Annotated in this window: 25 protein-coding genes and 1 pseudogene; 13 read left to right on the top strand and 13 right to left on the bottom strand. The window is 31.7% G+C overall.

What is annotated here, in order from left to right; genetic code table 11:
- The first annotated feature begins 378 nt into the window (after positions 1-378).
- The 12 genes from BLP68_RS17110 to BLP68_RS22475 all read left to right on the top strand — a co-directional run bounded on the left by BLP68_RS17110 (position 379) and on the right by BLP68_RS22475 (position 10,522).
- Positions 379-930, top strand: coding sequence for a CD3072 family TudS-related putative desulfidase (locus BLP68_RS17110; protein ID WP_091546215.1), 552 nt, complete (start codon positions 379-381; stop codon positions 928-930).
- Positions 931-949: 19 nt separating this feature from the next.
- Positions 950-2,392 carry a bifunctional metallophosphatase/5'-nucleotidase gene (locus BLP68_RS17105; RefSeq protein ID WP_176759084.1) on the top strand — a complete coding sequence of 481 codons (1,443 nt, stop codon included), beginning with the start codon at positions 950-952 and terminating at the stop codon, positions 2,390-2,392.
- A 199-nt stretch (positions 2,393-2,591) separates the two neighbouring features.
- A complete protein-coding gene (locus BLP68_RS17100) occupies positions 2,592-3,665 on the top strand; it encodes an ABC transporter ATP-binding protein (RefSeq protein WP_091546210.1) in 1,074 nt (357 codons plus the stop codon).
- Positions 3,662-4,555: a carbohydrate ABC transporter permease gene (locus BLP68_RS17095; RefSeq protein WP_091546208.1), complete on the top strand. Its 894-nt coding sequence runs from the start codon at positions 3,662-3,664 to the stop codon at positions 4,553-4,555. The genes BLP68_RS17100 and BLP68_RS17095 overlap by 4 nt, the downstream gene beginning before the upstream one ends.
- 19 nt (positions 4,556-4,574) lie before the next feature.
- The gene (locus BLP68_RS17090) at positions 4,575-5,396 is read left to right on the top strand and encodes a carbohydrate ABC transporter permease (RefSeq protein WP_091546205.1); all 822 of its coding nucleotides are present in this window, start codon (positions 4,575-4,577) and stop codon (positions 5,394-5,396) included.
- Between the two features lie 24 nt (positions 5,397-5,420).
- Entirely contained in the window at positions 5,421-6,746 is a 1,326-nt protein-coding gene (locus BLP68_RS17085; protein WP_091546202.1) for an ABC transporter substrate-binding protein, read from the top strand.
- 241 nt (positions 6,747-6,987) lie between these two features.
- Positions 6,988-7,383, top strand: coding sequence for an FMN-binding protein (locus tag BLP68_RS17080; RefSeq protein WP_091546199.1), 396 nt, complete (start codon positions 6,988-6,990; stop codon positions 7,381-7,383).
- A gap of 151 nt (positions 7,384-7,534) precedes the next feature.
- On the top strand, positions 7,535-8,410 hold the full coding sequence (locus BLP68_RS17075; RefSeq protein WP_091546196.1) for a DUF4037 domain-containing protein: 876 nt from the start codon (positions 7,535-7,537) through the stop codon (positions 8,408-8,410).
- A gap of 22 nt (positions 8,411-8,432) precedes the next feature.
- Complete coding sequence (locus BLP68_RS17070; protein ID WP_091546193.1) at positions 8,433-9,044, top strand: class I SAM-dependent methyltransferase; 612 nt, start codon at positions 8,433-8,435, stop codon at positions 9,042-9,044.
- A gap of 251 nt (positions 9,045-9,295) precedes the next feature.
- Entirely contained in the window at positions 9,296-9,709 is a 414-nt protein-coding gene (locus BLP68_RS17065) for a nuclear transport factor 2 family protein (RefSeq protein ID WP_091546192.1), read from the top strand.
- Positions 9,710-9,749: 40 nt separating this feature from the next.
- Positions 9,750-10,223 carry an EFR1 family ferrodoxin gene (locus tag BLP68_RS17060; protein WP_091546189.1) on the top strand — a complete coding sequence of 158 codons (474 nt, stop codon included), beginning with the start codon at positions 9,750-9,752 and terminating at the stop codon, positions 10,221-10,223.
- Positions 10,220-10,522 carry a 4Fe-4S binding protein gene (locus BLP68_RS22475; protein WP_091546187.1) on the top strand — a complete coding sequence of 101 codons (303 nt, stop codon included), beginning with the start codon at positions 10,220-10,222 and terminating at the stop codon, positions 10,520-10,522. Before BLP68_RS17060 ends, BLP68_RS22475 begins: the two co-directional genes overlap by 4 nt.
- Before the next feature lie 282 nt (positions 10,523-10,804).
- On the opposite strand, the gene BLP68_RS17050 is transcribed toward BLP68_RS22475, so the two are convergent.
- Both BLP68_RS17050 and BLP68_RS17045 read right to left on the bottom strand, forming a co-directional pair.
- Complete coding sequence (locus tag BLP68_RS17050; RefSeq protein ID WP_091546185.1) at positions 10,805-11,113, bottom strand: P-II family nitrogen regulator; 309 nt, start codon at positions 11,111-11,113, stop codon at positions 10,805-10,807.
- 249 nt (positions 11,114-11,362) lie between these two features.
- The gene (locus BLP68_RS17045) at positions 11,363-11,866 is read right to left on the bottom strand and encodes an NUDIX hydrolase (protein ID WP_091546183.1); all 504 of its coding nucleotides are present in this window, start codon (positions 11,864-11,866) and stop codon (positions 11,363-11,365) included.
- A 331-nt stretch (positions 11,867-12,197) separates the two neighbouring features.
- On the opposite strand from BLP68_RS17045, the gene uvsE reads away from it, so the two are divergent.
- Positions 12,198-13,169 carry a UV DNA damage repair endonuclease UvsE gene (gene uvsE / locus BLP68_RS17040; RefSeq protein WP_091546180.1) on the top strand — a complete coding sequence of 324 codons (972 nt, stop codon included), beginning with the start codon at positions 12,198-12,200 and terminating at the stop codon, positions 13,167-13,169.
- A 25-nt stretch (positions 13,170-13,194) separates the two neighbouring features.
- Here the strand turns inward: uvsE and BLP68_RS17035 are convergent, their stop codons facing one another.
- The 11 genes and pseudogenes from BLP68_RS17035 to BLP68_RS16985 form a co-directional block, all read right to left on the bottom strand.
- Entirely contained in the window at positions 13,195-14,451 is a 1,257-nt protein-coding gene (locus BLP68_RS17035; RefSeq protein WP_091546177.1) for a polysaccharide deacetylase family protein, read from the bottom strand.
- Positions 14,452-14,606: 155 nt separating this feature from the next.
- Entirely contained in the window at positions 14,607-15,287 is a 681-nt protein-coding gene (locus tag BLP68_RS17030) for a Dph6-related ATP pyrophosphatase (RefSeq protein ID WP_091546175.1), read from the bottom strand.
- 279 nt (positions 15,288-15,566) lie between these two features.
- Positions 15,567-16,964, bottom strand: a complete 1,398-nt coding sequence (locus BLP68_RS17025) for an FAD-binding oxidoreductase (protein WP_091546172.1) — start codon at positions 16,962-16,964, stop codon at positions 15,567-15,569.
- Between the two features lie 11 nt (positions 16,965-16,975).
- On the bottom strand, positions 16,976-18,157 hold the full coding sequence (locus BLP68_RS17020; protein ID WP_091546170.1) for an electron transfer flavoprotein subunit alpha/FixB family protein: 1,182 nt from the start codon (positions 18,155-18,157) through the stop codon (positions 16,976-16,978).
- A gap of 30 nt (positions 18,158-18,187) precedes the next feature.
- Positions 18,188-18,973, bottom strand: a complete 786-nt coding sequence (locus BLP68_RS17015) for an electron transfer flavoprotein subunit beta/FixA family protein (protein ID WP_091546167.1) — start codon at positions 18,971-18,973, stop codon at positions 18,188-18,190.
- A 382-nt stretch (positions 18,974-19,355) separates the two neighbouring features.
- Complete coding sequence (locus BLP68_RS17010) at positions 19,356-20,063, bottom strand: FadR/GntR family transcriptional regulator (protein WP_091546165.1); 708 nt, start codon at positions 20,061-20,063, stop codon at positions 19,356-19,358.
- Positions 20,064-20,348: 285 nt separating this feature from the next.
- A complete protein-coding gene (locus tag BLP68_RS17005; protein WP_330389210.1) occupies positions 20,349-20,726 on the bottom strand; it encodes an L-lactate permease in 378 nt (125 codons plus the stop codon).
- 432 nt (positions 20,727-21,158) lie between these two features.
- Positions 21,159-21,974, bottom strand: a complete 816-nt coding sequence (proC, locus tag BLP68_RS17000) for a pyrroline-5-carboxylate reductase (protein WP_091546160.1) — start codon at positions 21,972-21,974, stop codon at positions 21,159-21,161.
- A gap of 31 nt (positions 21,975-22,005) precedes the next feature.
- Positions 22,006-22,800 carry a glutamate 5-kinase gene (gene proB, locus BLP68_RS16995; protein WP_091546159.1) on the bottom strand — a complete coding sequence of 265 codons (795 nt, stop codon included), beginning with the start codon at positions 22,798-22,800 and terminating at the stop codon, positions 22,006-22,008.
- Between the two features lie 9 nt (positions 22,801-22,809).
- Positions 22,810-24,051, bottom strand: coding sequence for a glutamate-5-semialdehyde dehydrogenase (locus BLP68_RS16990; protein WP_091546156.1), 1,242 nt, complete (start codon positions 24,049-24,051; stop codon positions 22,810-22,812).
- Between the two features lie 241 nt (positions 24,052-24,292).
- Positions 24,293-24,543: pseudogene (locus BLP68_RS16985) on the bottom strand (hypothetical protein); the annotation flags it as partial.

Here is a 24,543-nt window from a genome sequence, read left to right as displayed (position 1 = left end):
TGGTGGCTGAGGTAGCGAAGCGCCTCGTATAACGTCCGTGATGACGTCAGATAGTCTAAAAGATGCAGGTTTTAAAGAGGGAGATCAAGTAGATGCATTAGTTAAAGCAATAAATGTTGTTATGGTGAAACACTAAATTTATTTGTATAAATATAAATACCTAAAAGTTATCTTTTTCTAACATTTTAGGTATTTTTTATGTTGTTCACTGATGTTTCTAATGAAATAACTTAATTGTTAAAATGGTCAATATTCATTTTATAAATGAATGATTGCAAAAAATATAATTTATGATATATTTAAATATTAGTAAAATTTTACTTTATACCACTGATAAACTGTGGATATAAAAAATTGTATATGAAGGATGGTGTTACTATGTATAGAAGCAAAAAGGTTATTCTGTTATGTCATTGTATTTTGAATACTAATACGAAGGTGGAAGGATTAGCAAAGAAAAGTGATTTGGAAAAAACAATTATTGATGCTTTAATTGAAAATCAAATCGGAATTATTCAATTACCCTGTCCTGAATTTATGTGTTATGGGCTAAAACGATGGGGACATGTAAGAGCACAATTTGATACTCCTCACTTCAGAAAAAGCTGTAAGGCTATTTTTGAGCCATATGCTGATCAAATAATCAATTATATAGACAATGATTATGAAGTACTTGGTATAATTGGAATAGACGGAAGTCCAACATGTGGAGTTGAAAGAACTTGTGATGGAGATTGGGGTGGAGAATGGACTTCTACTGACCAGTGGAAGGAAAGATTAGATTCAATTCAATATATAGATAAGAAGGGTATATTCATAGAAGAAATAATGAAAATACTTGCAGATATAAAAGTTGATGTGCCATTTTTCGGTGTTAGTTTTTCCAATACTGAAGCTTCCTATGAAGCAATAAGAAAAATATTAAAATAATTTAGAAAGAAGGATGGATTTGAAAAATGATAATGAATGGGTTCTTAACATTTATTCTATTAATGATTTTCACGGAGTTATTGAAGATGTTATTTGGGAACCATCCACTGAAAAGGTATATGAGAATCATGGGGTTTTATTGTTTTCTAAACTTATAGAATGCATTAACAAATCAGAATATCCAATAATGTTATCTGCAGGAGATATGTTTGAAAGTCCTTCATTTGGAATGAAGATGCCTGGACTATTGACTGTGGAATTATTGAATTTAGTCAAATGCAAAGGAATGACTATTGGAAATCACGAATTTGATTGGATACCTTATGATGAGGATTTTTTTACTAATCTAAAGATGCGGTTAGATTGTACATTTTTATCAGCTAATTTAATTGAGAAGAAAACAGGGAGAACTCCAAGCTACATAGAAAAATCTACAATCATTAAAGCTAACAAATCCAAAATTGGTGTCATTGGTTTAACTACTGAAAGCTGCAAATCAATTTGTCTTGAAGATGAGTTTAAAAACTATGATATAAGTGATGCAATAATTACATTAGAAAAAGAAATACAGTTTTTAAAAAAATGTGGTGTTAATTTGATTGTATTATTAGCCCATTGTGATATATCTGTTTCTCAAGATGGCAAGTCATTAAAAGGTGAGTTGGTTGACATTATTAAAAATTTTGATTCCTCTCAGCTTCAAGTAGCTATAGCAGCACATAGTCATGAGTTTATTTCAGATAATATTAATGGGATTCAGGTTATGCAAGCAGGTTCATATGGAAATGGATTGGGTAATATTTCAGTAACAATCAAAAATGATAAAGTTATTGATGTAAAGGCTAAATATATGAAAATTGAAAATGAGACAGTGGATATTGATATGGATATAAAAAAAATAATCGATATGCATTGGAATAAGTATAAAAGAAAATCTAAAAAAGTAGGTTTCACAGAAATAGTTTTGAAAGTAGACTCTAAGTCAGAATCCTTCTGGGGTAAATATATAGCCAAGATTTTGGCAGCTAGCACGTCTGCATCAATAGGTATGATAAATGTAGGTTCAGTTAGAAGCAGTATTGATAAAGGTGATATCTTTGATGTAGATATAAAAATGAATCTACCATTTGAAAATACTATTATAAAAATGAATCTTCCTGGAAGGAATATCATTAATATTCTAAAAAAATCTTTTGAAAAAAACCACGGTATTATGCAAACATATGGAATTTTAAAAGATATAACCTTTGACAAGGGTAGAGCAATTTTTTCTAATATAAGAGATAACAATGGCAATGCTATAGAGCTTAATAGGTTTTACTCAATTGCTGTAAGTAATTTTATATTTGAAAGTATTGACTTTAAATATGAGTTTGTAGAGGCATTATCTATTATAGATACAAACATTGTTATTCGCAATGCAGTCTTAGAATACATAATTATAAATAAGCATGTTGAATAAAAAAAGCCCTCGGGTTTTTTTTTATTTTGATTATAGATTAATACTATGGGTTTAATAGTTTGTATAAAAAATCACAATTAGATTATAGTTTTTTTAAGTGCTATTATTAAGTTTGGTTTTATAAGACAATATTATAAAAAAATTAGTACTGTTGACAAATTTAAATTGCAAATAATTATTTGAAAATGAGGTTTTAATGATGAAAATCAAAATTAGATCATTATCTAAGCGATTCAAAGATGTTGTGGCTGTAGACAATTTGGACATAGATATAGAAGACGGCGAGTTAGTTACTCTTCTCGGTCCAAGTGGATGTGGAAAAAGCACTACTTTATTTATGATAGCTGGATTAATCAATCAAGATGCAGGGAGTATATTTTTTGAAGATCAGAAGGTTGATCATCTAAAAACTGAAGAAAGAAACATAGGTATGGTTTTTCAAAACTATGCGTTATATCCTCATTTGACTGTACTTAGAAATATACTATTTCCCCTTGAAATGATGAAGGTTAATAAAAAAGATGCTCTAACTAGGGCTGAAGAAGTTCTTGAGTTATTACAAATTAAAGATCTTGTGAAAAGAAAGCCCAGTCAATTATCTGGTGGCCAGCAACAAAGAGTTGCAATAGCAAGAGCTCTAGTTAAGAAGCCCAAGGTCCTACTAATGGATGAGCCCTTATCTAACTTAGATGCTAAATTAAGAGTTGAAACTCGTGATGAAATTAGGAAGCTTCAAAAGCAACTTTCTATTACAACAATCTTTGTTACACACGATCAAGACGAGGCAGCCAGCATATCAGACAAGGTATTGATATTAAATAATGGAAAGCTTCAACAATATGGTTCTCCAAGGGACATATATGAGAAGCCTTCTAATTTATTTACTGCAAAATTTATGGGATCAACACCAATAAACATTTTTGATGGAACCTGCACTGATAAGGGGATTTTTATAGAGGAAAAGATTGTAATACCCTATGAAGAAAAATCCACTAACTTATATAATAGTAAAGTTATATTAGCTGTTCGTCCTGAAAACATAATTGTTAGTAAGAAAGAAGATGCATCATTTAGTGGAAAGGTCGAACAAGTTGACATGAAGGGAAAGGATAACCTAGTGTCCTTTTATATGGGAGATAATATATACCGTTTCTTTGCTTCTCCATCTGATGATATAAAACCAGGAGATAGAGTTTTCTTAAGATTTGATAAAGAGAGAATTATGCTATTTAATCCTACCACTTACGAAAATATTTCAAGGAGTAGCATATGAAAAAAGAAAACAATTTAAAAAATGCAGCGTTGGGAATTCTATATCTTCTTCCAGCTATGGTTATATTAGGTGTTTTTCAAATTTATCCTATTATTAAAGTTTTTCTAATGAGTTTTTATACGAGATACAATTATTTTCGTCATATAGTTTTTGAATATGGAGTAGACAATTATATACAATTAGCCAACGATCCAAAATTTATTTTAGCACTCAAGAACACAAGTATATTTGTTTTTGTAATGGTTCCGACTTCTATTATTATATCTTTGTTTATTGCTACATTATTAAATAGTAATGTAAGATTTAAAAAGCTCTTTAGAAACATATACTTTTTACCCTTTGTTACCAGTACTGTTGCAATCGCAATGGTTTGGCGGTGGATTTTTCACTCTAAGCATGGAATTTTGAATTATGGATTAGGATTCATTGGTATTGACCCTATTCCATGGCTGATTGACCCAAAATGGGCGATGGTGTCATTAATAATACTAAGTGTTTGGAAAACCTTAGGCTACAATATATTAATTATTTTAACAGGGCTACAGAACATTGATAAACAATATTATATGGCATCTAAAATAGATGGGGCAAATTCTTGGAAGCGGTTAACAAGAGTTACTATTCCATTACTATCGCCAACACTTTTCTTTGTATCTATAACTTCTTTGATTGGAGCATTTAAGGTATTTAGTGAAGTATATGCCCTTTTTGAAAAAAGGCCAGGGCCTTTAAATTCTTGCTTAACAATGGTTTATTACATATATGATAAATTAAACAATCAGTTTTCGTATGGGGTGGCAGCCGCTGCATCGGTTGTTCTATTTATAATAATACTTATAATTACGTTGATTCAATTCTTAATTGGAAAACGATTTGTTCATTACAAATAATAGTTTTGTGGGGGTTTAAATGAAGAATAAAATACTTGTATTCACTAAATATTTGATAATAATTTTAGGAGCTCTAGTCACATTAGTACCTTTCTTTTGGATGCTAAGTACATCCTTTAAAACGCTGGGAGAGGTATACCAAATGCCGCCAAGTGTTTTACCCAACAATTTTAATTTTGATAATTATAAAGTGGTTATAGAAAAAACCCCAATAAATACATATTTTTTCAATAGTCTGTTGGTAACAACCATAGTAACACTGGGGACCCTTATAACATCGATTTTAGCTGCCTTTGCATTCTCAAGAGTTCAATTTAAAGGTAGAGATATTATATTTACAATACTTTTGAGTACAATGATGGTTCCTAGTGAACTTTTAATTACACCAAATTTCGTTATACTATCTAAATTAAATCTAATTAATACACTAACAGCATTATATTTACCATGGATTAGTAGCATGTTTGCAATATTTCTATTAAGACAATATTTTTTAGGAATTCCAGAAGAACTATATTATGCAGCTAAAGCAGATGGATGCAGCGATTTTAAATATCTTATTAAAGTTATGGTTCCATTAACTAAACCTGCACTTATAACAATAGCTCTATTAAAAATAATATATAGCTGGAATGAATTTTTATGGCCTATGATTATGGTTAGCACCCCTGATAAAAGAACTTTACCAGTTGGACTTGCTTACTTTATGACAGAAGCTGGTCCAAACTACCACCTGTTATTAGCCTATGCATCCATTATAATTGTACCAGTAATTGTGATTTATATATTACTTCAAAGGTACATTATACAGGGTATAACACGTTCTGGAATCAAGGGATAATATATAAAAAATGGAGGGGTTAAAATGAAAAGAGTAGTTACAATTATATTATGTGTATTCATGATGGTATCACTTATTGGCTGTAGCAATGATACTAATGAAACTGTAGTTGGAGAAAACCAAGAAGTAAATGGTGAAGAGGTTAAAGAGGTCGTTGAATTGGAATTTTGGCATGCTTTATCAGGAGAAAATGGAGATATGCTACAAAAACTTATAGATCAATTCAATGATGAAAATCAGTTTATACATATTAATGCTTATTATCAAGGGCATTATAGAGAGCTGTTCGAAAAACTAAACGGTGCTGCTCAAGCAAATACTTTACCTACAATAACTATGATTTATAACAATAGGTTGACTGCTTATGTAATGAATGATTTAGCTGAAGATCTAGGTCCTTATATTTACGATAGTGAAAAGGGTATTGATCCTAAAATATGGAATGATATTCCCCTTGGACTTAGAAATGATGGCATGTGGGATGGAAAGCATTACTCACTCCCCTTTAATAAAGGCTCTTATCTAATGTTTTACAATGTTGATGCATTGGAGGCTGCTGATTTAAAAGTACCAACAACTTGGGAAGAATTAGAAAATGCAGCAAGAGTACTTAGTAAGGATGGAAATACTGGATTAGTATTAAATCAAAGTGCAGGGATAGACTTTAGTTTTTGGGTAGAACAAGCTGGTGGCCACATATATGATGAAGAATTAGAAATTCCTACAATTGACTCTGAAGGGGTTAAAATAGCTTATGAATTTATAACTGGTATGATAAAAGAAGGAATTGCTCATCTGGCAGGTGAAGATAATTACATTACAGGACCAATGTCTAGAGGTGAATCATTCATCGGTTTTGCTTCTTCTTCAAACCTACCAAGAATGGAGGAAGCATGTAGAGAAACTGGTGTAAACTGGGCAGTTGCAGAACTTGTAAGGGGAAAAGAAAAAGCAGCTCTTTTCTCTGGTACAGATATAGCTATGTTTAATACATCTACTCAAGAACAAAAAGACGCAGCCTGGGAATTTATTAAATTTTGGTATAGAACAGATATAACTTTAGAATGGGGGATGAAGTCAGGATATATTCCTTTAACATATGAAGGTGCAAATCATCCTGAATTTAAAGCTTACTTAGAAAATGATCCAAGCAAAATTCCAGCAATAGGACAATTGAGTGTAGCTTACCAAGATCCAAATGGACTTAATGGATATGCAATACATAGTAACATGCAAACTGCTTTAGAAGAAATTATAGCTGGAGTAAAAACCATAGATGAAGCATTACAAACAGCCCAAGAAAATGCTACAAGAGAGATGGAAGAGGCAAAGAAGAATTTTGCCCAATAATATAAAAGCCATAGAAAGCCGCAGTAGGTTACTTCTGTGGCTTTTTTTTATAATTGTAAGTCTATAGATGAATGAGTTAGTTTTAAGTTAGATAATTACAAATAGTGTTTAACCAGTATATTTACAATTAAAAATATGATTTCTATAAATCCATGTACTACTCCTTAAACTTTTGAAGGATTGTTTCGTAAAGATTATTATAGATAAATTCTCAAATATATAAAAAAGGAGTAGATTTAACATGGAACGGAAGAAAAAAATAATATTATTTTGTATTTTACTATGCGTGGTTATAGGTGGTTATTATAGTAAGAGATTTATTGATTTAAGAACCTATAGAAAACAAGTATCTAATATAACAATATCAAATGTCGACCTATCAAATATCCCAGATGGTATATATGCTGGCAGCTATGAAATAATTTGGGTAGCAGTTGATGTTGAGGTAGTTGTTAAAAATAATAGTATTAATAGTATAGTACTAAAGGAACATAAACATGGCAAAGGTGAAGCTGCAGAAGTAATATTAGAAAAAGTTATAGAAGCACAATCACTGGAGGTTGATATTGTTTCTGGCGCTACATCTAGTAGTAAGGTTATACTAAAAGCTATAGAAAATGCATTAACGAAGAACTAATATATCAAATTATTAATAAAGCAATTGTCGAAAATGCTAGATCGTTTATTAGAGGATATTGTTAAAATTTGGAGAATTATTCTATATATTTGAGGAAATTGCATATTATCCTATGGTTGATTAACATAATATATTAAGTTCTGGTGGGCATATGAGATATAATGTACCAAGTGCTAAAGAATATAAAGGAGAAGATGACATGGTTAATAATACTGAAAAAATTATGGACTCATTACTGGATAATATTTCTACAATGGAGGAAGTACAATCAATAGGTATAAGCGGTGGCAAACACCCAATTCCTAAAGCAGGTGAAGGTGATTTTGATGTCTTTATCTTTTGTGACACAATACCTAAAGTAGATAGAAGAAAATCAATACTAAGCCAATTTGGTTATTCATTGCAAGACGTTAAGGTTAATGTATTTGAGGGAGGCCATTGGGGCATTGGGGATTTTGTAGTTATAAATGGTATTGAAACTTGGTTAATGTATTTTACAGTAAATGAAACTTTAAATGATATAGAAGCAATACTCAATGGAGAGTATCCAGACAAATTAAATAATTACTATTATCCTATAGGTCGTTGTGCAATGTTTACAAAAATAAGCGTTGAATTTGATAGGAAAGGTTTTCTGCATTCAATAAAGGAAAGGCTGTCTGAATATCCAGATAAGTTGGCAGAAATAATTATTCAATATCATTTTGATAAACTGGAGAATACAGAGGATTTAGATCGTGCCGTAATAAGGAAGGATGTATTGTTCTATCATTTTGCAATGGATTTAGCCCTTGATAGTTTCCTTCAAGCACTATTTGCCCTTAATAGAACCTACTTCCCAAGCAGGAAAAGGAGTATTAACTTCATTTATAGCTTTGAAATTAAGCCGGAAAGATGCGAAGAAAGGTTGCTAGAAGTCGTTAAGCTTGGAAGTTATCCAGAAGGTGTCCCTCAATCTTATCAGTTATGGAGTAATCTGGTGGATGAACTGAAAAGGGTACACTTTAAGGTTAGAGATGAAGCCTAATTGATTCGTAGGAGGAAACATTATGAAGAACTTTAATGAGCTTTCAAAGGCGGCATACAATAATAAAGCTGATAATTATAATGAGACTATTGATGGGAAGTTTACACTAAAATTTAAAATACTGTTATGTGAAAATATAGTTTTAAAAGATAACAGTAATGTCTTAGACATAGCATGCGGCAATGGAACATTATTGAAGATGTTGTCTACAAAGAATAACATTAATGGATATGGTATTGATATTTCAGATAGAATGATTAATAATGCGTTTAAAAATTGTACTGAAATGATATTCAAAGTTGCTGGATGTGAAGATATCCCATTTGAAACAGGACTATTTGATGTAATAACTGTTTGTGCAGCATATCATCATTTTCCAGATATTAATGCTTTTGCAAATGAAGTTTCAAGAGTTATTAAAAAAAATGGATTTATATACATAGCAGAAGTTTATTTGCCAACAGCTTTGAGGGCAATTATTAATCCATTTGTTCCATTATCTAAAGAAGGGGATGTAAAGTTTTATTCACCACAAGAAATAGTAAACAATTTGCAAGTTCATGGTTTTAGACAAGTTAGTATCATAAAAAAAGGATACATTCAAATTATATGTATGCAGAAGGTTATGTTGTAATATATTAGGATGTTCTGCGTGCAACATCATCTAGCAATATAAGAAGAAGGGCTTTGAGGGTTCAGTTGGAAGGCGTCGTAAACACGGATTAGTACTCAGTCATCCTGAGAGAAACGAGGGATCTTATGAAGTGAAGAATCTTGGTTTTAAGATCCTTCGGGGGTAAGAAATTGGTTGGGATTTACATAAAGGTACTTGACGTATCAAGGACAGGGTCAGCGTAACACATTATAAATAGAAGGAGGTTAATTATGAATAGTGAGAAAGAAATACAATACGCAATAGATAAATTTTATAAAATAATATCTGGGAGTGCTGGAGAAAGAAGAAATTGGAATGAGTTTAAGTCTTTGTTCTTTTCAGAAGATTCCTCTTTAGCTTCAATGAAATATAATGCTGATAAAGAGTGTATCACAAAGGGTATGGATGTTGAATCATATATTGTAGGTTTATGTGATTTCTTAAAATCAAATGATTTCTATGAGTATGGATTTAATTATGAAATTAAAGTGATTGGAAGTATTGCAAGTGTCTATAGTGAGTATGCAGCTAAAAGAAAAAAAGAAGATTCAAACATAATTAAAAGTGGCGTAAATTTAGTCCAATTAATACATAATGGACATGAATGGAAAATACACAGCATGCTATGGCAAGACCAGCTGTAATTTATTCTGTAGCTATTTCAATTCAGCTTAGGAGGAAAAAATGAAACTATTTTATTTTTCAGGTACAGGGAATTCTTATCAAGTTGCAAAAAAAATAAGCAACTGGTTGGATAATACAGAGCTGCTTCAAATTAAAGCCAATAACTACGATAGAGTTCTTGATGATAAAATTGTAGGTATAGTATTCCCGGTATATTATTTTGGTTTACCTGTGTTAGTAGAAGAGTTTATTAGAGGAATAAGTATATCTGAAGATACATATCTTTTTATTATTGTTACTAAAGGCATTTCCTTAGGAGGTGGTGTAAAAACACACCTTGAAAAATTGTTTGAAGGAAAAAAGAAGTACAACTATTTTCAATATATAACAATGGGAGATAATTTTGTTCTTGATTTTTGGGATGCAACAAGTCCTCAAAAAAGACTAATTAGAAATGAAAAAAGCAACATCGAGATTAATAAGATAACGCAAGCAATAAAAAACCAGCAAGATAAAAAAAGTATGTATTTATAGATTACTTTCCTTTTATTACAAAAAACATACCTAGATACGGATATAAAGTATATAAACAAAATATTTACCTAAAAGATAACTTTTTTGTTGTTGATAAAAAACAATGCACTCTTTGTAAAAAATGTGAGAAATCATGTCCAGTAAATAACATTAAAATAACTTCTAAAGTAGAGTGGAAACATGAAAATTGTCAGATGTGTTTAGCTTGTTTTCATTGTTGCCCAAGAAATGCAGTTCAATATGTAAATAAAGAAAAAAATATAGATACGAAAAATAAATTACAGTATTGGAATTTTTAGATGCATGTTAAAAGAAATAGAATATAAATTACTAATTTGTTAGTAAACTAAAATGAGTTTGAAAAGTAAGGTTCGTATTAGATAATTAATACTATATTTAACTATTCCCTAAATATACATTTAAAGAACAGTTACATTTAATCCTTTTTAATTACTTTTTTATATTACAGCCCTCCCTTGTATCGTTTCAGCAGGGAGTCTTTTTATTCTTAGAGATTAAATAAATATTTAATAAAAAGGAGAAAAAACAACAGTCAATGAAAATTTTAGAATGACTGTTGTTTACATATGATGCAACCCTTCAAATTGACTAACTGGTAAAACAAATATAATGCCTTTTCCTGGTGACTTGATATTACCTTCTTTAATAACAACATCATATATTGCTTTTGTTTCATCCTTTGCTGTAATAATTACTATTACCTCTTTTTGTGAATCAATTCGTAAATCAAGAAAGGTTCGAGCCTCTTCAACCCCAGTACCTCTGGCATAAAATATTGTAGCTCCCATTGCACCTGCTTCTTTAGCCTTTTTTACAATCTCGTCAGCTTTTCCTCTTTCAACAATTACTACAATAGCATCTGCTTGCATATTCCTTACCCCCTATATAATATATCTACTACTATAGATTATATATAATAATAAGATTTTAGTAAAGTTTATCCAGCAGATTTTGAATAAGGATGCTTAGATATTATAGATCTATTTTATCTTCAAGCTTAATCTTCATTATAAACATACTTATAGCACTACTTAAAATAATAGAGGTGATAAATGAAAACCCACCAATAAATACATAGATACCTCCTAATATAAATATTTATGCTATTAGTATAATTCTTACCAACTAAAACCCTTAAATTTCAAATAGCATTTTAGCGTATCTATATGCATTGGATAGATTTTTTTTGAATCATTAGTTATAAGGTTACCTAGATCCTTTAGCGAAACCCATCTAATGTTTCTTGTTTCATTGGTTTTCATTATTATTTCACCTTCGACCTTACATATAAATGCTTGCACGATAATAGGATAGTTGCCGGCTATATTTTGTGCTGATGCAAAGGGTTTATAATTTAAAACTCTATAACCATTCTCCTCAAATATAGTTGATTGATCTTCCCCTTCTATTTGCAGCACATTAAGTCCAGTTTCCTCTAGTATTTCTCGTCTAAGACAGTTATAAATATTCTCGAATTCTCTAATTTTACCTGCAGGTATTTCCAGTAATCCATTCTCTAAAGGAGCATTCTCTTTCACTCTTTCTTGAATTAATATATAATCTATTCCATTTTCATTTTTTTCAATTATTCCAGCTGCGCCAGGAGTCGCAAATATCTCCATACGTATCCCTCCATTGGTTTTACAACATTATAACATCACTCTGTGTATAACTACATTCTTTATCCACAGAGTTTGTTAAATTAATAACGTATATTATGTTGATTGATTGTTAACTATTACCAATTCTATAAACTATATGTCTTTGTTACATATTAACAAAGACACTTCGACAAACCTTATTTATTGTCGAATGTTGAAATTTAAATGTCGAATTACATTATACCATAAATATTACTTTCTACAATAACTAGTATTTTTTATTTTTCAATAAGTTTATTATTCTCACATTAACTGATCCTATAAGGGTAAAATATATTCAGAGGTGATTTAAATGATTGTTAGATTTGGTTATGTTGCGTTACCCTTAAATCTCCATAATGGATCACCAAATAAGACCATAACTTATAAGAGATTTACTCAGCTTCCAGATAAAGAAACACAACTATATAAGCTAAAGAGTCTTGTAAAGGAAAATTTAGATGCTACTAGAAGAATACTCATATATAATAAAGCCCATGATATAATGCTTTATCGCTTTACTTCTAAGCTTGTTCCCCTTGTCACTCATGAGGAGGTTTTTGAGTGGAACTATATTGATGAATTTAAAGCTGTATATGATGTAATTGGAAGCTATGTTAAAGAAAATAATTTGAGGGTTAGTGCCCATCCAGATCACTTTACTGTTATAAACACACCAAATCAAGATATTTTTCGGTCTTCATTAAAGGATTTAGAGTATCATGCAAACATTTTTGAAGCAATGAATCTTTCTGAGAAGGAAGCAAAATTAGTATTACATGTTGGTGGTACCTATGGAAATAAAGAGAAGTCAACAGTTCGTTTTGTGGAGCAATTTAGTGAAATTGACAAAAAAATTAGAGACAGAATCATTCTTGAGAATGACGATAAATCATATACTGCAAAGGAAGTTTTGAAAATATGTAAGGAATTATCTATTCCAATGGTTCTTGATATTCATCACCATTGGTGTAATAGTGATGGTGAAAAGATTGAAAATTTACTTGAGGATATATTCGATACTTGGAGAAATGAGGTTCAGCCACCCAAAATACATGCATCAAGTCCTAAGTGCTTAAAGCAACCAAAGGCTCATGCAGATTTTGTTGACGTAAGCTTCTTAATGGAATTTATAAATAAAGCAAAGGATTTGGATTATGACTTTGATGTTATGATAGAAGCAAAGAAAAAGGATGATGCTTTGTTTAAGCTTATGGAGGACTTAAAGCTTCAGGATAATATTGAAATATTAAGTGGTGCTTCTATAAAATATAAAACGCCGTAAACATTAGGTTACGGCGTTAAGCTATTTATTTATATGGTTGAATATTTAATAATTCATCTACTGTAACAAAGGTATAACCATGCATTTTTAATGTCTCTATTAATTCAGGTAACGAATCAACTGTTGGCTGCATACTTACACCCTCTCCACTGGAATCATGGAAAAGAACAATGTCATTACTAGAAATATCAGATAAAGTATTAATAATTATTTTATCTGCATTTTTATCTCGCCAATCAACTGAGTCAACAGACCAATTAATTATCTTATAATCTTTTTCTATTAAGGTTTCAACTACATCAACTGAAATAGCTCCATATGGTGGTCTCATAATTGCTGTTCTCAAGCCTGTAATTTCTGAAATAGTATCCTCAGTCATTTTTATTTCTTCTCTGATTTTATCATTTGAATTTTTTCTTAAGTCTGGATGATTCCAAGTATGATTACCAATTGTGTGTCCTTCTGCTACAGCCCTCTTTACTATATTTGGGAATCTTTCTGCTCGACTGCCCATTATAAAGAAGGTTGCGGGTACATCATGCTCTTTAAGAATATCCAGAATCTGTTGAGTATATGCTGGATTTGGTCCATCATCAAAGGTTAAGGCAATTTTTCTATCATTACCATTTCCTTTAAGGTGAATTGTATTGGGGTACATATTTCTAAGCTGAGATAATGAGTATTGAAAATTAGCTTCTGGTTGTTTTTTAACTGGTGTAGCAGCTGTATCTTTTTTAGGAATTTGAAGCTCCTGTCCCACATAAATCATATTTATATTTTCTAAGCTATTGACCTTTACAAGAGTATCAATAGATACACCATGCTGCTGTGCAATTTTATACAAAGTGTCTCCATTTTTAATTGTATAATTATTTTTTACAGTAGCACTGCTTTCAGGCGTATTATTTACAGGTAAACTTAATTCCTGCCCAACATAAAGTCTATTTATATCTTTGATTTGGTTTGCTTCTACAATATTGTTGATGGTAAGTCCTAACTTCTGTGAAATTTTAAAAAGAGTGTCATTGGGTTGAACAATATAGATGTTTTTCTTTGGTGGCTGTGGTACAACCAATAGTTGTCTGTTAAATATTCGTCCTGGATCACTTAAGAACTTATTTTTACTTACTAACTCATCTAAGGTTACTCCATATTTTTGCGCTATTAGAAACATAGTCTCACCCGGGCTTACTCTATGAACCATAGCAGCATGACTTGTAAGTGGAGTCATAGTGAAAGCAATGACTAAAACAAACACAATTATGCTTCGTAGTTTATTCATATAGACGATTTCCCCCCTTTAAAGTATACTAGTTTAATGTTACGACATTATGTAAACTTAATCCACCGGTAATGATTGGGAAGTGTGAGTAAATCATACAAAAAAGATCTAGCATTTAGCTCCTAGATCTTTCTATTAAATGTAACTATATCATCTTATAGGACTGCAATATCTATAAACCAATACCCGTTGTTAAAAATCTCTTGTTTTATTTCTACTTCTATAGCATAAGTAAATATAGGACCATCTAGCACGACAGTATGAAATTCACCTTCTTCGCCACAAGGATCTATATCAAGTGCATCTAATTCGGCTATAAGCTCTCTATCGAGTATTCTTCCTAAATACTTCTTATCCAATACACCTTCTTTAATTGCTATAATCATGGTTTTAAAGCCATTATCAATAAATTCTAGTAATAGTGCAGTTCTTTCTTCCTTCCATAGTGGTAAATAGGCTTCAATGTCTGCTTCATTACAAACCTTTTCTTCCCATTTGCGATGATCCTCCAAATCTATGTCTCCAAAAACACCTATATTTATATTCATATCCTTAAAGGTATGAAGGGTCTTGATGAAAACTTCTTCATACTCTTGCCAACTTGCAGCTTTGTATATGAATGGAATTTCCAATGATGATGACTGTTCTTTATATAATTCTAAAGGCAGACCGTGGGATCTAGAACGTAATGCCCCTTCTGCAAACATAGTGAATAATATTTGAGGTTTTCCCCCCTCTTTTATTGTCCTATATAATGCCAAGCAAGAGTCCTTACCACCGCTCCATGAGCAAAAGAAAGGAGCATCTTCAATCGAAGATATTGAAGCATTGTTCATAACCCTTCACCTTCCTAAAATGAAATTTAAATTTTAAATCTTTTATTTTCAAAAACCATTATAATTAATCTATTCGACAAAATAAAACCTTATCCTTCAAAACTGCTTAATATTAATTCTGATTTTTCAATCTTTTACTTATAATATTTTTTTACTCTAATATTTTATAATAAATAATTTATGTTATTTATTCTATCATGGGTTTTTATGCAAAAAAAAGAAGCACATTTCAGAATAAAATGGACTTCTTAAATAATAATATTATCTTAAAATGTTTCTCTATACTATAACCTTTCCAGGATTTAGTACTCCTTTAGGATCAAAGGTAGTCTTAATTCCCCTCAGTATGTTCAAATGCTCATCTGAAAAGGATTGTTTTAAATACTCCATCTTTGCAATTCCAATACCATGCTCACCAGATACCTGGCCATTAAGCTCTCGAGCTCTTCCGTACATTCTATCAAATACATCCCCTAGCTTCTTTTCCCAAGCTTCTTGTGAAAGTTCATCCCTTAACACGTAGATATGAAGGTTACCATCACCTGCATGGCCGAATGATTTTATTCTTATATCAAACTCTTTTTGAAGCTCGTTGGAGTATTTAACAAACTCTGCGATCTTATTTCTTGGTACAACTACATCGCACTCATCCATTTCTGTTGTAGAAGCCTTAATAGCTTCCAGGAAGGCACCCCTAGCTGACCAAATAGCCTCATGTCTTTCTTGGGTTTCAGATATATAAACATCTAATGCACCAGACTCTAAACAAATTTCTGCAACGCTTTCATAAGCCTTCTCAATATCCTCTTTAGAGTTCCCATCGAAGGATAGCAATAAATAAGCGTCTGAAGATTTATCAGGGAATGGTTTACCTAAAAATTCTTCTGCAGATAGGATAGTATCACGAACCATATACTCAACTGCAGTTGGAGTTGATTTTGACTTAATAACCTTTGGTACAGTTTCGATGGCTTCCTCTAAAGAATTGAATGGTACCAATAAACTAATTGTCTTTTTAGGAAGTGGTATTAATCTTAAAATAGCCTTTGTTACAATTCCCAGAGTTCCTTCTGAACCAACTATTAGATCCTTCAAACTATATCCAGAACTGTTCTTTACAATCTTTCCACCGATTTCCAGTACTTCCCCATTTGGAAGTACAACTTCTAAACCCCTAACGTAATCACGGGTTACACCATACTTAACAGCTCTCATACCACCTGCATTTGTATTAATGTTTCCTGCAATTGTAGCACTCTTTTCTCCTGGGTCTGGAGGATAAAATAGATCATGGGATTCAACATACTTACTTATCTCCATCAACAATACTCCAGGTTCCACAGTTAATGTTAGATTTTCTTCATCCAACTCTAGTATTTTATTCATTTTACTCATATTCATCATAATGCCACCATGTAAAGAAACAGCTCCACCAACAAGTCCAGTACCCTGTCCTCTTGGTGTAACAGGAATATTATTATCAAATGCATACTTCATTACCTTCGAAACCTCATCAGTAGTTTTAACTTCGATTAAAGCATCTGGCATTCTTTTTACACTTGCCAGCTCATCGTGACTAAAATCTTCATTAATATTTCCCCCCACAAACACTCTATCTTCACCTAATGCTGAGATTAAGAACTGTATATCCTTCTCATCAATTTTTTTATATTTCATCTCAATCACCTCTACTTTGTTTTGATTTTTTCCAATAAACTCGGAATTATTTGATAGATATCACCTACGATACCATAGTGAGCAACATCGAAGATAGGTGCTTTTGGATCCTCATCAATTGCAACTATTACATCGGAATTATTCATACCAGCCTTAAACTGTACCGAACCTGAAACACCACAAGTAATGATCAATTTAGGTCTAACTGTTCTGCCGCTTAGCCCTATTTGTTTTCTAGGATCTCCCCAGCCTGCTTCAATAAGAGGTCGAGTACATGCTACCTGTGCTCCAATAGCTTCTGCAAGCTCATTAATCATTTCAAGGTCCTTTTCTTTTTTAATTCCTCTTCCTGCTACAATTATTACTTCAGCATCAGAAATATTTTCTTCCAATTCTTTTTGACTTTTTCTTAATACATTAATACTTGAATATAATTTTTCTTGAGATATTTCACAAATAGAAACTTTGCCATTGCCTGTTCCATTTCTTTCCGGAGAATTGAATATCTTATATCTTACAGTGGCAAATTGTGGTCTGTGATTAGGTGTTATTATCTGTGCCATAATATTACCACCAAAGGCGGGTCTGATCTGTACTAAGTCTGTGTTTTCTTTAACATCAAGAATTGTACAATCAGCTGTTAAACCAGTTTTGAATCTTGCAGCAACCCTTGGCGCTAAAGATCTACCCAGAGTAGTAGCTCCGACTAAAACTGTTGACGGCTTTACTTTTTCAATAAAATTCTCAAAAGCTGCAGTATAAGGTTCAATTCTAAAATCCTTTAGCTCCACATTGTCATATACAAAAACTTCATCAATGCCATAGTGTAGTAAGTCTTCAGCCTTTTCTTTGATGTTATCTCCAATAAATACTGCGTAAACAGGATGCTTTATTTTTGCAGCTAATTCTCTAGCCTTACCAATTAATTCGAAGGTTACCGGATGAATATCTCCATCTAAGTGATCCACGTATACTGCAATACCATTCCATAAATTTTTATCTACTTCAAGTTTTTCATCTTCTTGAAAGATAAAAGCACCTTCCGGACCCTTTTTTACACATATCATGCACATTTTACAGGCCGCATTAATTTCCACTACCCCATTTTTAACTTCAATAGCACTAAATGGACATAAACCTATGGCTAAATCTACATCTTTAATTTTATCTTGATTTACAACTATACCTGACATAAACTCCCTCCTTATTCCTTAGAGTACTTGTTATATGAACTTTAATTCCGCTAATTTTTCAAATAGCTTATTACCCAGCTCTTCTCCTGAGCCTGTCCATGTTTCCTTATCAGTATTAGATTCTGGTGGGAAAATTCTTTCTACCTGTGTCGGTGAACCGTTTATTCCATAGTTTTTATCATCTCTATCATCAAAATCCTTTAGACTAAAGTACGTGATAAGCTTATCCTTTGTTTCTTTTTTTCGCTTATATGATGGTAATCTTGGTTGAAATATTCCTTTCTCAACTGTGATCAGACATGGAAATTGTATTTCTACAGTTTCTAAAGTTGTAGGCATATCCATCTCTACCAAGATTGAGTTTTCTTTTACTTCAAGTATCTTCTTTACGTTTGCCACATGGGGTATACCCATGTATTCTGCCATTTCAGGTCCTACTTGAGCTGTGTCACCATCAGTTGTTTGCTTTCCACATATGATTAGCTGTGGTTTACCTGTCTTCATAATCCCTTGAGATAGTGTATAGGATGTTGCTAAAACATCTGCTCCAGCAAATTTCCTATCTGTTAAAAGGTATCCTTCGTCCACACCCATCATAAAAGCTTCTCGTATTACTGCCTCCGACTGTGGTGGTCCCATTGTGATAACGTTTACCGTTGCTCCACTCTTTTCTTTAATCTTTAATGCAGTTTCAACAGCATATAGATCATAGGGATTCATTTTTGAATCAATTCCGTCGCGAATTAAGTTTCCTCTTTCATCTACTTTTACTTCAGTTGTTCCTGGTACTTGTTTAATACATACAGTTATTTCCATAGTTTCCCTCCTATTATAGGTATTATGGTACTACCATTTTCGCCATAAATAAAAATCTGAATTTTAATGGGTATTTCAAATCAGTAGGTATATAATACTGGTCACTTAAAAATTGGATTCCATAAGTTTAACATTACTAATGGCAATGTGGTAATATGGTCTTACCAGTTATATTTATAAATTATCACAATTTTTAAAACATTACAATATTTAATTTTTTTTTAACAGGATTAATATCTATTACTGGCGCTTTTGTAGAAATTTTTTGTTAATAAGTAATTTAAAGTAGAAAAAACAACCCCAGCAACACCATACTTTACAGATATGTGTACTGTTGCTGGGGTTATGATTATATAAATTATAATGTTATCCTGAGAAAATATTAAATTTTACCAAGATACTCATGAATTATAAGATTAATATGCTCATTCATGGCTTCAGAAGCTGCCTTAGGATCTCTATTGGCTATAGCTTTAAATATATTTTCATGCTGTTCTAATAATACAGCTTTATTTTTTTGATTTATTAAAATTATGCCTCTAGCATCTTCAATAAAATCATCCATTAATGCTGAAATTACATTTAAAATACTCATAAGCAGATAATTCTTTGCAGCTTGAGCAATCATATAGTGAAATTCTTTATCGACCTTAACACTATTTTTTTCATCATCTAAATCACCATATTCCTTTAATTGCTTAATCAAATTGCCAAGTATTATAATTTCATCATCTGTAATCCTTTTGGCTGCCAATGCTGCTGTTTCCATTTCAATAATTCTTCTTAAATCAACTATTTCTTCAGGTCGACTTTCATTTAGCATAAAAATTACTGAAAGCGGTTCAAATAAACATTTATCGAAGCTATCTTTTATAAAGTTTCCGTCACCCTGTCTAACTTCGATAAGCCCAATAATTTGAAGGGCCCTAAGGGCTTCTCTGACAGATGTTCTACTAACCATTAGTTGCTCAGCCAGTTGTCTTTCTGAAGGTAATTTATCTCCTCTTTTTAGTTCCCCATTGGCAATCATGTTTTGGATTTGCTTTATAACGTGTTCATATACCTTTGTGCTTTTTACTGGTACAAACATACTTTCACCCCTTAATTCATGAATTACTATAACTCATTATTACTGCTTTTATATAGAATTACTATATGAACTACTGCCGAGACAAAGAAACGGAGATTTTCTAGTCCACATTATATTAATCCATTATTAAAATTATAACATAAAATAGCATTTTTTCATCAAAAATGTCTTATATTTTAAGTAATATATTATTTTTTGTAAATTATAACTACAAGGGTGAAATATAATCAAAAAAGAGGTATATGCTTATGCAGATACCTCTTTCTATACTATTTACTTAAAGAACTAAAACAATGTTGGGAATAAGAAATAAACAGATATATATGCAAATACTCCTACAGAAATTGCATATATTAAGGCAGGTATCGCATTGGTACGTATAACTCTTCCTTCCTTACCCAATACACCAACAGTTGTAAAGGCTGCAACTACATTATGAACACAAATCATATTTCCTGCAGCGCCACCTACTACCTGTAAGCCAACAATAATAATTTTAGATATACCTAGTTGGTCTGCAACTCCATATTGAAAACCAGAGAACAAAACATTTGAGGTTGTATTACTTCCTGACATAAAGGCTCCAATTATTCCTATAAATGGCGAGAATAAAGGCCAAACTCCTTGAAATAAATCTCCTGCTGATATTGATATACATAACAAGCAATATATCAAGATATATTCAGAAAATTCTATATTTACTTTTTAACAATCTTTTTTAACTAATATTATTTTTCAAATTTTAGTCCAGTGTTAAATAAACCTACTAAATAAAACCTCCACTACATAGGCAGCAACCTATAAGCTTTTTACTTATTCGACAATATAGAAAAATGTACTTAAAATTTGTCTAATATACTGTTAAATAATAGATACAGTAAGTCATAATTATCCAATTCGACAATTTTCATTTTAAATACGCAACACTTTGTTACCTACATATTTATGTATAATTCTACATAAAATGATAAATATATATTTAGAAAAACATTCTTTAATATTAATAAAGCCATTAGAAATACTCCTCTAATAAAATAAGAAGTAAATCTAATGGCTTTTTACTGGTTTTTTTTAATTGTAGATTGATATATAATTTTACTTTTTTCTATCTGTTAATGACTTAATCTTTAAATTGCATGCCTCGATTGCCTCCATTATAATGCTTCTAAAACCGTTCTTTTCTAAATTATAAACTCCCTCTATTGTAATGCCTGCAGGAGAAGAAACTAAATCCTTCAGCTCACCCGGGTGCTTTTCTAAATCTACAATCATTTTTGCAGTTCCCATCATAGATTGAGCAACATATTTATATGCTTTGTCACGGGACATACCCTGAAGCACTCCACCATCTGCTAAGGCTTCAATAAACATGGCTACAAATGCTGGACTACAGCTACTTATTATTGTAGCTACATCTATAAGGTCTTCATCAATAACATCAGCTAAACCAATACTATTAAATATGTCCATTACTAAATTGAGCTCTTTTTCTGTTACATTATTATTAGCACTGATGGTTGTCATTCCTGTTCTCACAGAAACAGCAATGTTAGGCATTGCCCTTACAATTTTAAAGGATGTACCTAAAATCCCTTGAATATAATCAATTGATATTCCAGCAGCAATTGAGATTATCAAGCTGTCCTTTGAAATGAAGCTTTTTATTTCCTTTAAGACCTCTAAGTAATTATCAGGCTTAACGCAAATAAAAAAAACTTCGCAGGCTTTAATTACATCTACATTATTTTCACAGAAATTTATATTGAGCTTTTTTTGTAAACTCCTGCCCTTGTTTTTATTTCGATTACTTATATATACATTGTTGCAGGCCTGCGGATAAGTATCTATAAGTCCTTCAATAATTGTTGTTGCAACATTGCCTGCACCTATAAAACCAATTTTTCTATTCATCCCTAATCACCTCATTACATTAAAATAAAATTTAATTTTCTTGTTTAAATAATGTTGCCTTTACTTTACCCTCAATAAGATCGGAAATTATTTCTTCTCGTTTCCCGTTTGCTAATATCATTGGTATACCATACTTATTTACGATTTTTGCTGCTTCAATTTTTGTTTCAATTCCACCTGTTCCAAATGAGCTTAGTTTTCCAATTTCTATAGATTTAATGAGCTCTTCAATATTGATAACCTTTTCTATTAAAATTGAATCTTGGTATTCCTTCGGATTTTTATTATAAATACCATCAATATCACTAAGCAAAATCAATAGGTCAGCATTCCATAGACTGGTGGTCAATGCAGCAAGGGTATCATTATCACCAATTTTAATTTCTTCAACACTTACAGTATCATTCTCATTAATAATTGGAATAACTCCCTCATCAACTAGTGTAAATAAAGTATTTCTCATGTTTAATGTTCTTGTTTTATCACAAAAATCATCTCGGGTTAATAGCATTTGAGCAACCTGAATTCCATGAACTTCAAAGGCACAACTATATGAGGTCATTAGTTCTACTTGACCTATAGCACATAGTGCTTGCTTGTAGTTCATATCCTCCTTGCGGTACCATTTTTTAATCTTTGCTATACCTGATATTCTTGCACCGGAAGTTACAATTACTATCTGCTTGCCCTCTGTTTCTAATAGGGCAACTTGCCTGCATAATCGCTCTAAAAATTCCTTATTAATTGTTCCATCTTCATTCGATAAAGTATTACTACCAATTTTGATAACTATTTTTTTGCTTTTTTTTATAATCTCTGAAATCATTTTACCCCTCTATTCTCTATATTGACCATTACCAAGTATAGTATATTTTGTAGTTACTAATTCATTCAAGCCCATAGGCCCTCGAGCATGGATCTTCTGGGTACTTATACCAATTTCTCCACCAAAACCAAATTCACTGCCGTCGGTAAATCTAGTTGAAGCATTAACATATACTGCAGCTGCATCTATCCTTCTAAGAAATAGATTTGCATTTGAGTAGTTTTCTGTAATAATAGCCTCTGAATGTTTAGTTCCATATTTATTTATGTGTGAAATAGCCTCCTCTATATTATTTACGATTTTGACTGCCAGCTTGTAATCAAGGTACTCTTCAAACCAATCAGCTTCATTAGCCTCCATAATATCAATCAATTCTAATGTCTCTGCACATCCCCTCAGTTCTACACGATCACCTATTAGTTTATGGAGTAAGGGTAAAAAATCTGATGCAATATCTTTATGAATTAATATGCTTTCACATGCATTACATACTCCTGGTCGTTGAACCTTAGCATTCTCAATTATCTTTAAAGCCATATCAAATTTGCCGGTATTATCGACATATATATGACAGTTGCCAACTCCAGTTTCTATCGTTGGAATAGTTGCATTATCAATAACAAAACGTATTAGATCATTACCGCCCCGAGGAATAATAACGTCTATATATTCATTGAGGGTCAGCATCTCCTTCACTAGTTTTCTATCTGCATCATCGATCAAGAAAATTACATCCTCAGAGATATTACTCCTCTTCAACCCCTCTTTTATTGCCTTAACCAGAGCTATATTGGAATTAAGTGCGCTTGAGCTGCCTCTTAAGATGACACAGTTACTACTTTTAAAAGCCAATGAGAAGGCGTCTACAGTAACATTTGGTCTAGATTCATATATAATACCAATTACACCTAAGGGAACCGTCATTCGGTTTATTATAAGTCCATTCTCCAATGTCCATACTTTGTTGCTTCTCCAAATAGGATCCTCTAATTCAACAATTTGAAGGATACCCTTAATCATCCCATCAATTCTTTCATCATTTAGCATAAGTCTATCTATTAGACTTTCCTTCATGCCTATTTCTTCAGCAGCTTTAATATCATTTGAATTTTGAGATAAGATATGGCTACGATTACGATCTAAGCTTAAGGCAACCTCACGTAAAGCTTCATTTTTATCCTTAGATGAGGCTTCTGAAAGCCCATAAGATGCATGTTTTAGTTTCTTTGACATTTCAATTATCTGTGACACTTTTATAACATCCTTTCAATAAATGAATATATCTTTTCATTATATCTATATTTGTATATACATGCAATTATATAAATATATATAAATGCATAAAATTTGTTATTCATATTAAAACGATAATACTTACTAGAAATAAGTAAAATCTTCAGTTCAATATATAAAATCGAGTAGGAGGTAGATAATTATTTTATCTACCGACCTCTCACACCACCGTACGTACCGTTCGGTATACGGCGGTTCTTTAGTTTACACATGCTTGTTGATAGTAATTAAAGAAGAATAGATAACCTAGGTCTGATAACCTTTGGTTAGTAAGAGATTTATTTAGAATTGGGCTATTGGCTGTTCGCCAGTAGCTCTTTCTTGTGTTTGCAAATTCCCAAGCTTTGCCTTCGGCGATACCAAGCTTCTTTAGATTTGTGAATTTCGTTTTGATTTTCTTCCACTGCTTCCAGTAAATCATCCTTATGCGTCTTCTCATCCATTGGTCTA

Origin of the sequence: Alkaliphilus peptidifermentans DSM 18978, assembly GCF_900101495.1 — a bacterium.
Classification (GTDB): domain Bacteria; phylum Bacillota; class Clostridia; order Peptostreptococcales; family Natronincolaceae; genus Alkaliphilus_C; species Alkaliphilus_C peptidifermentans.
This window is presented reverse-complemented; position numbering and strand designations above follow the sequence as displayed.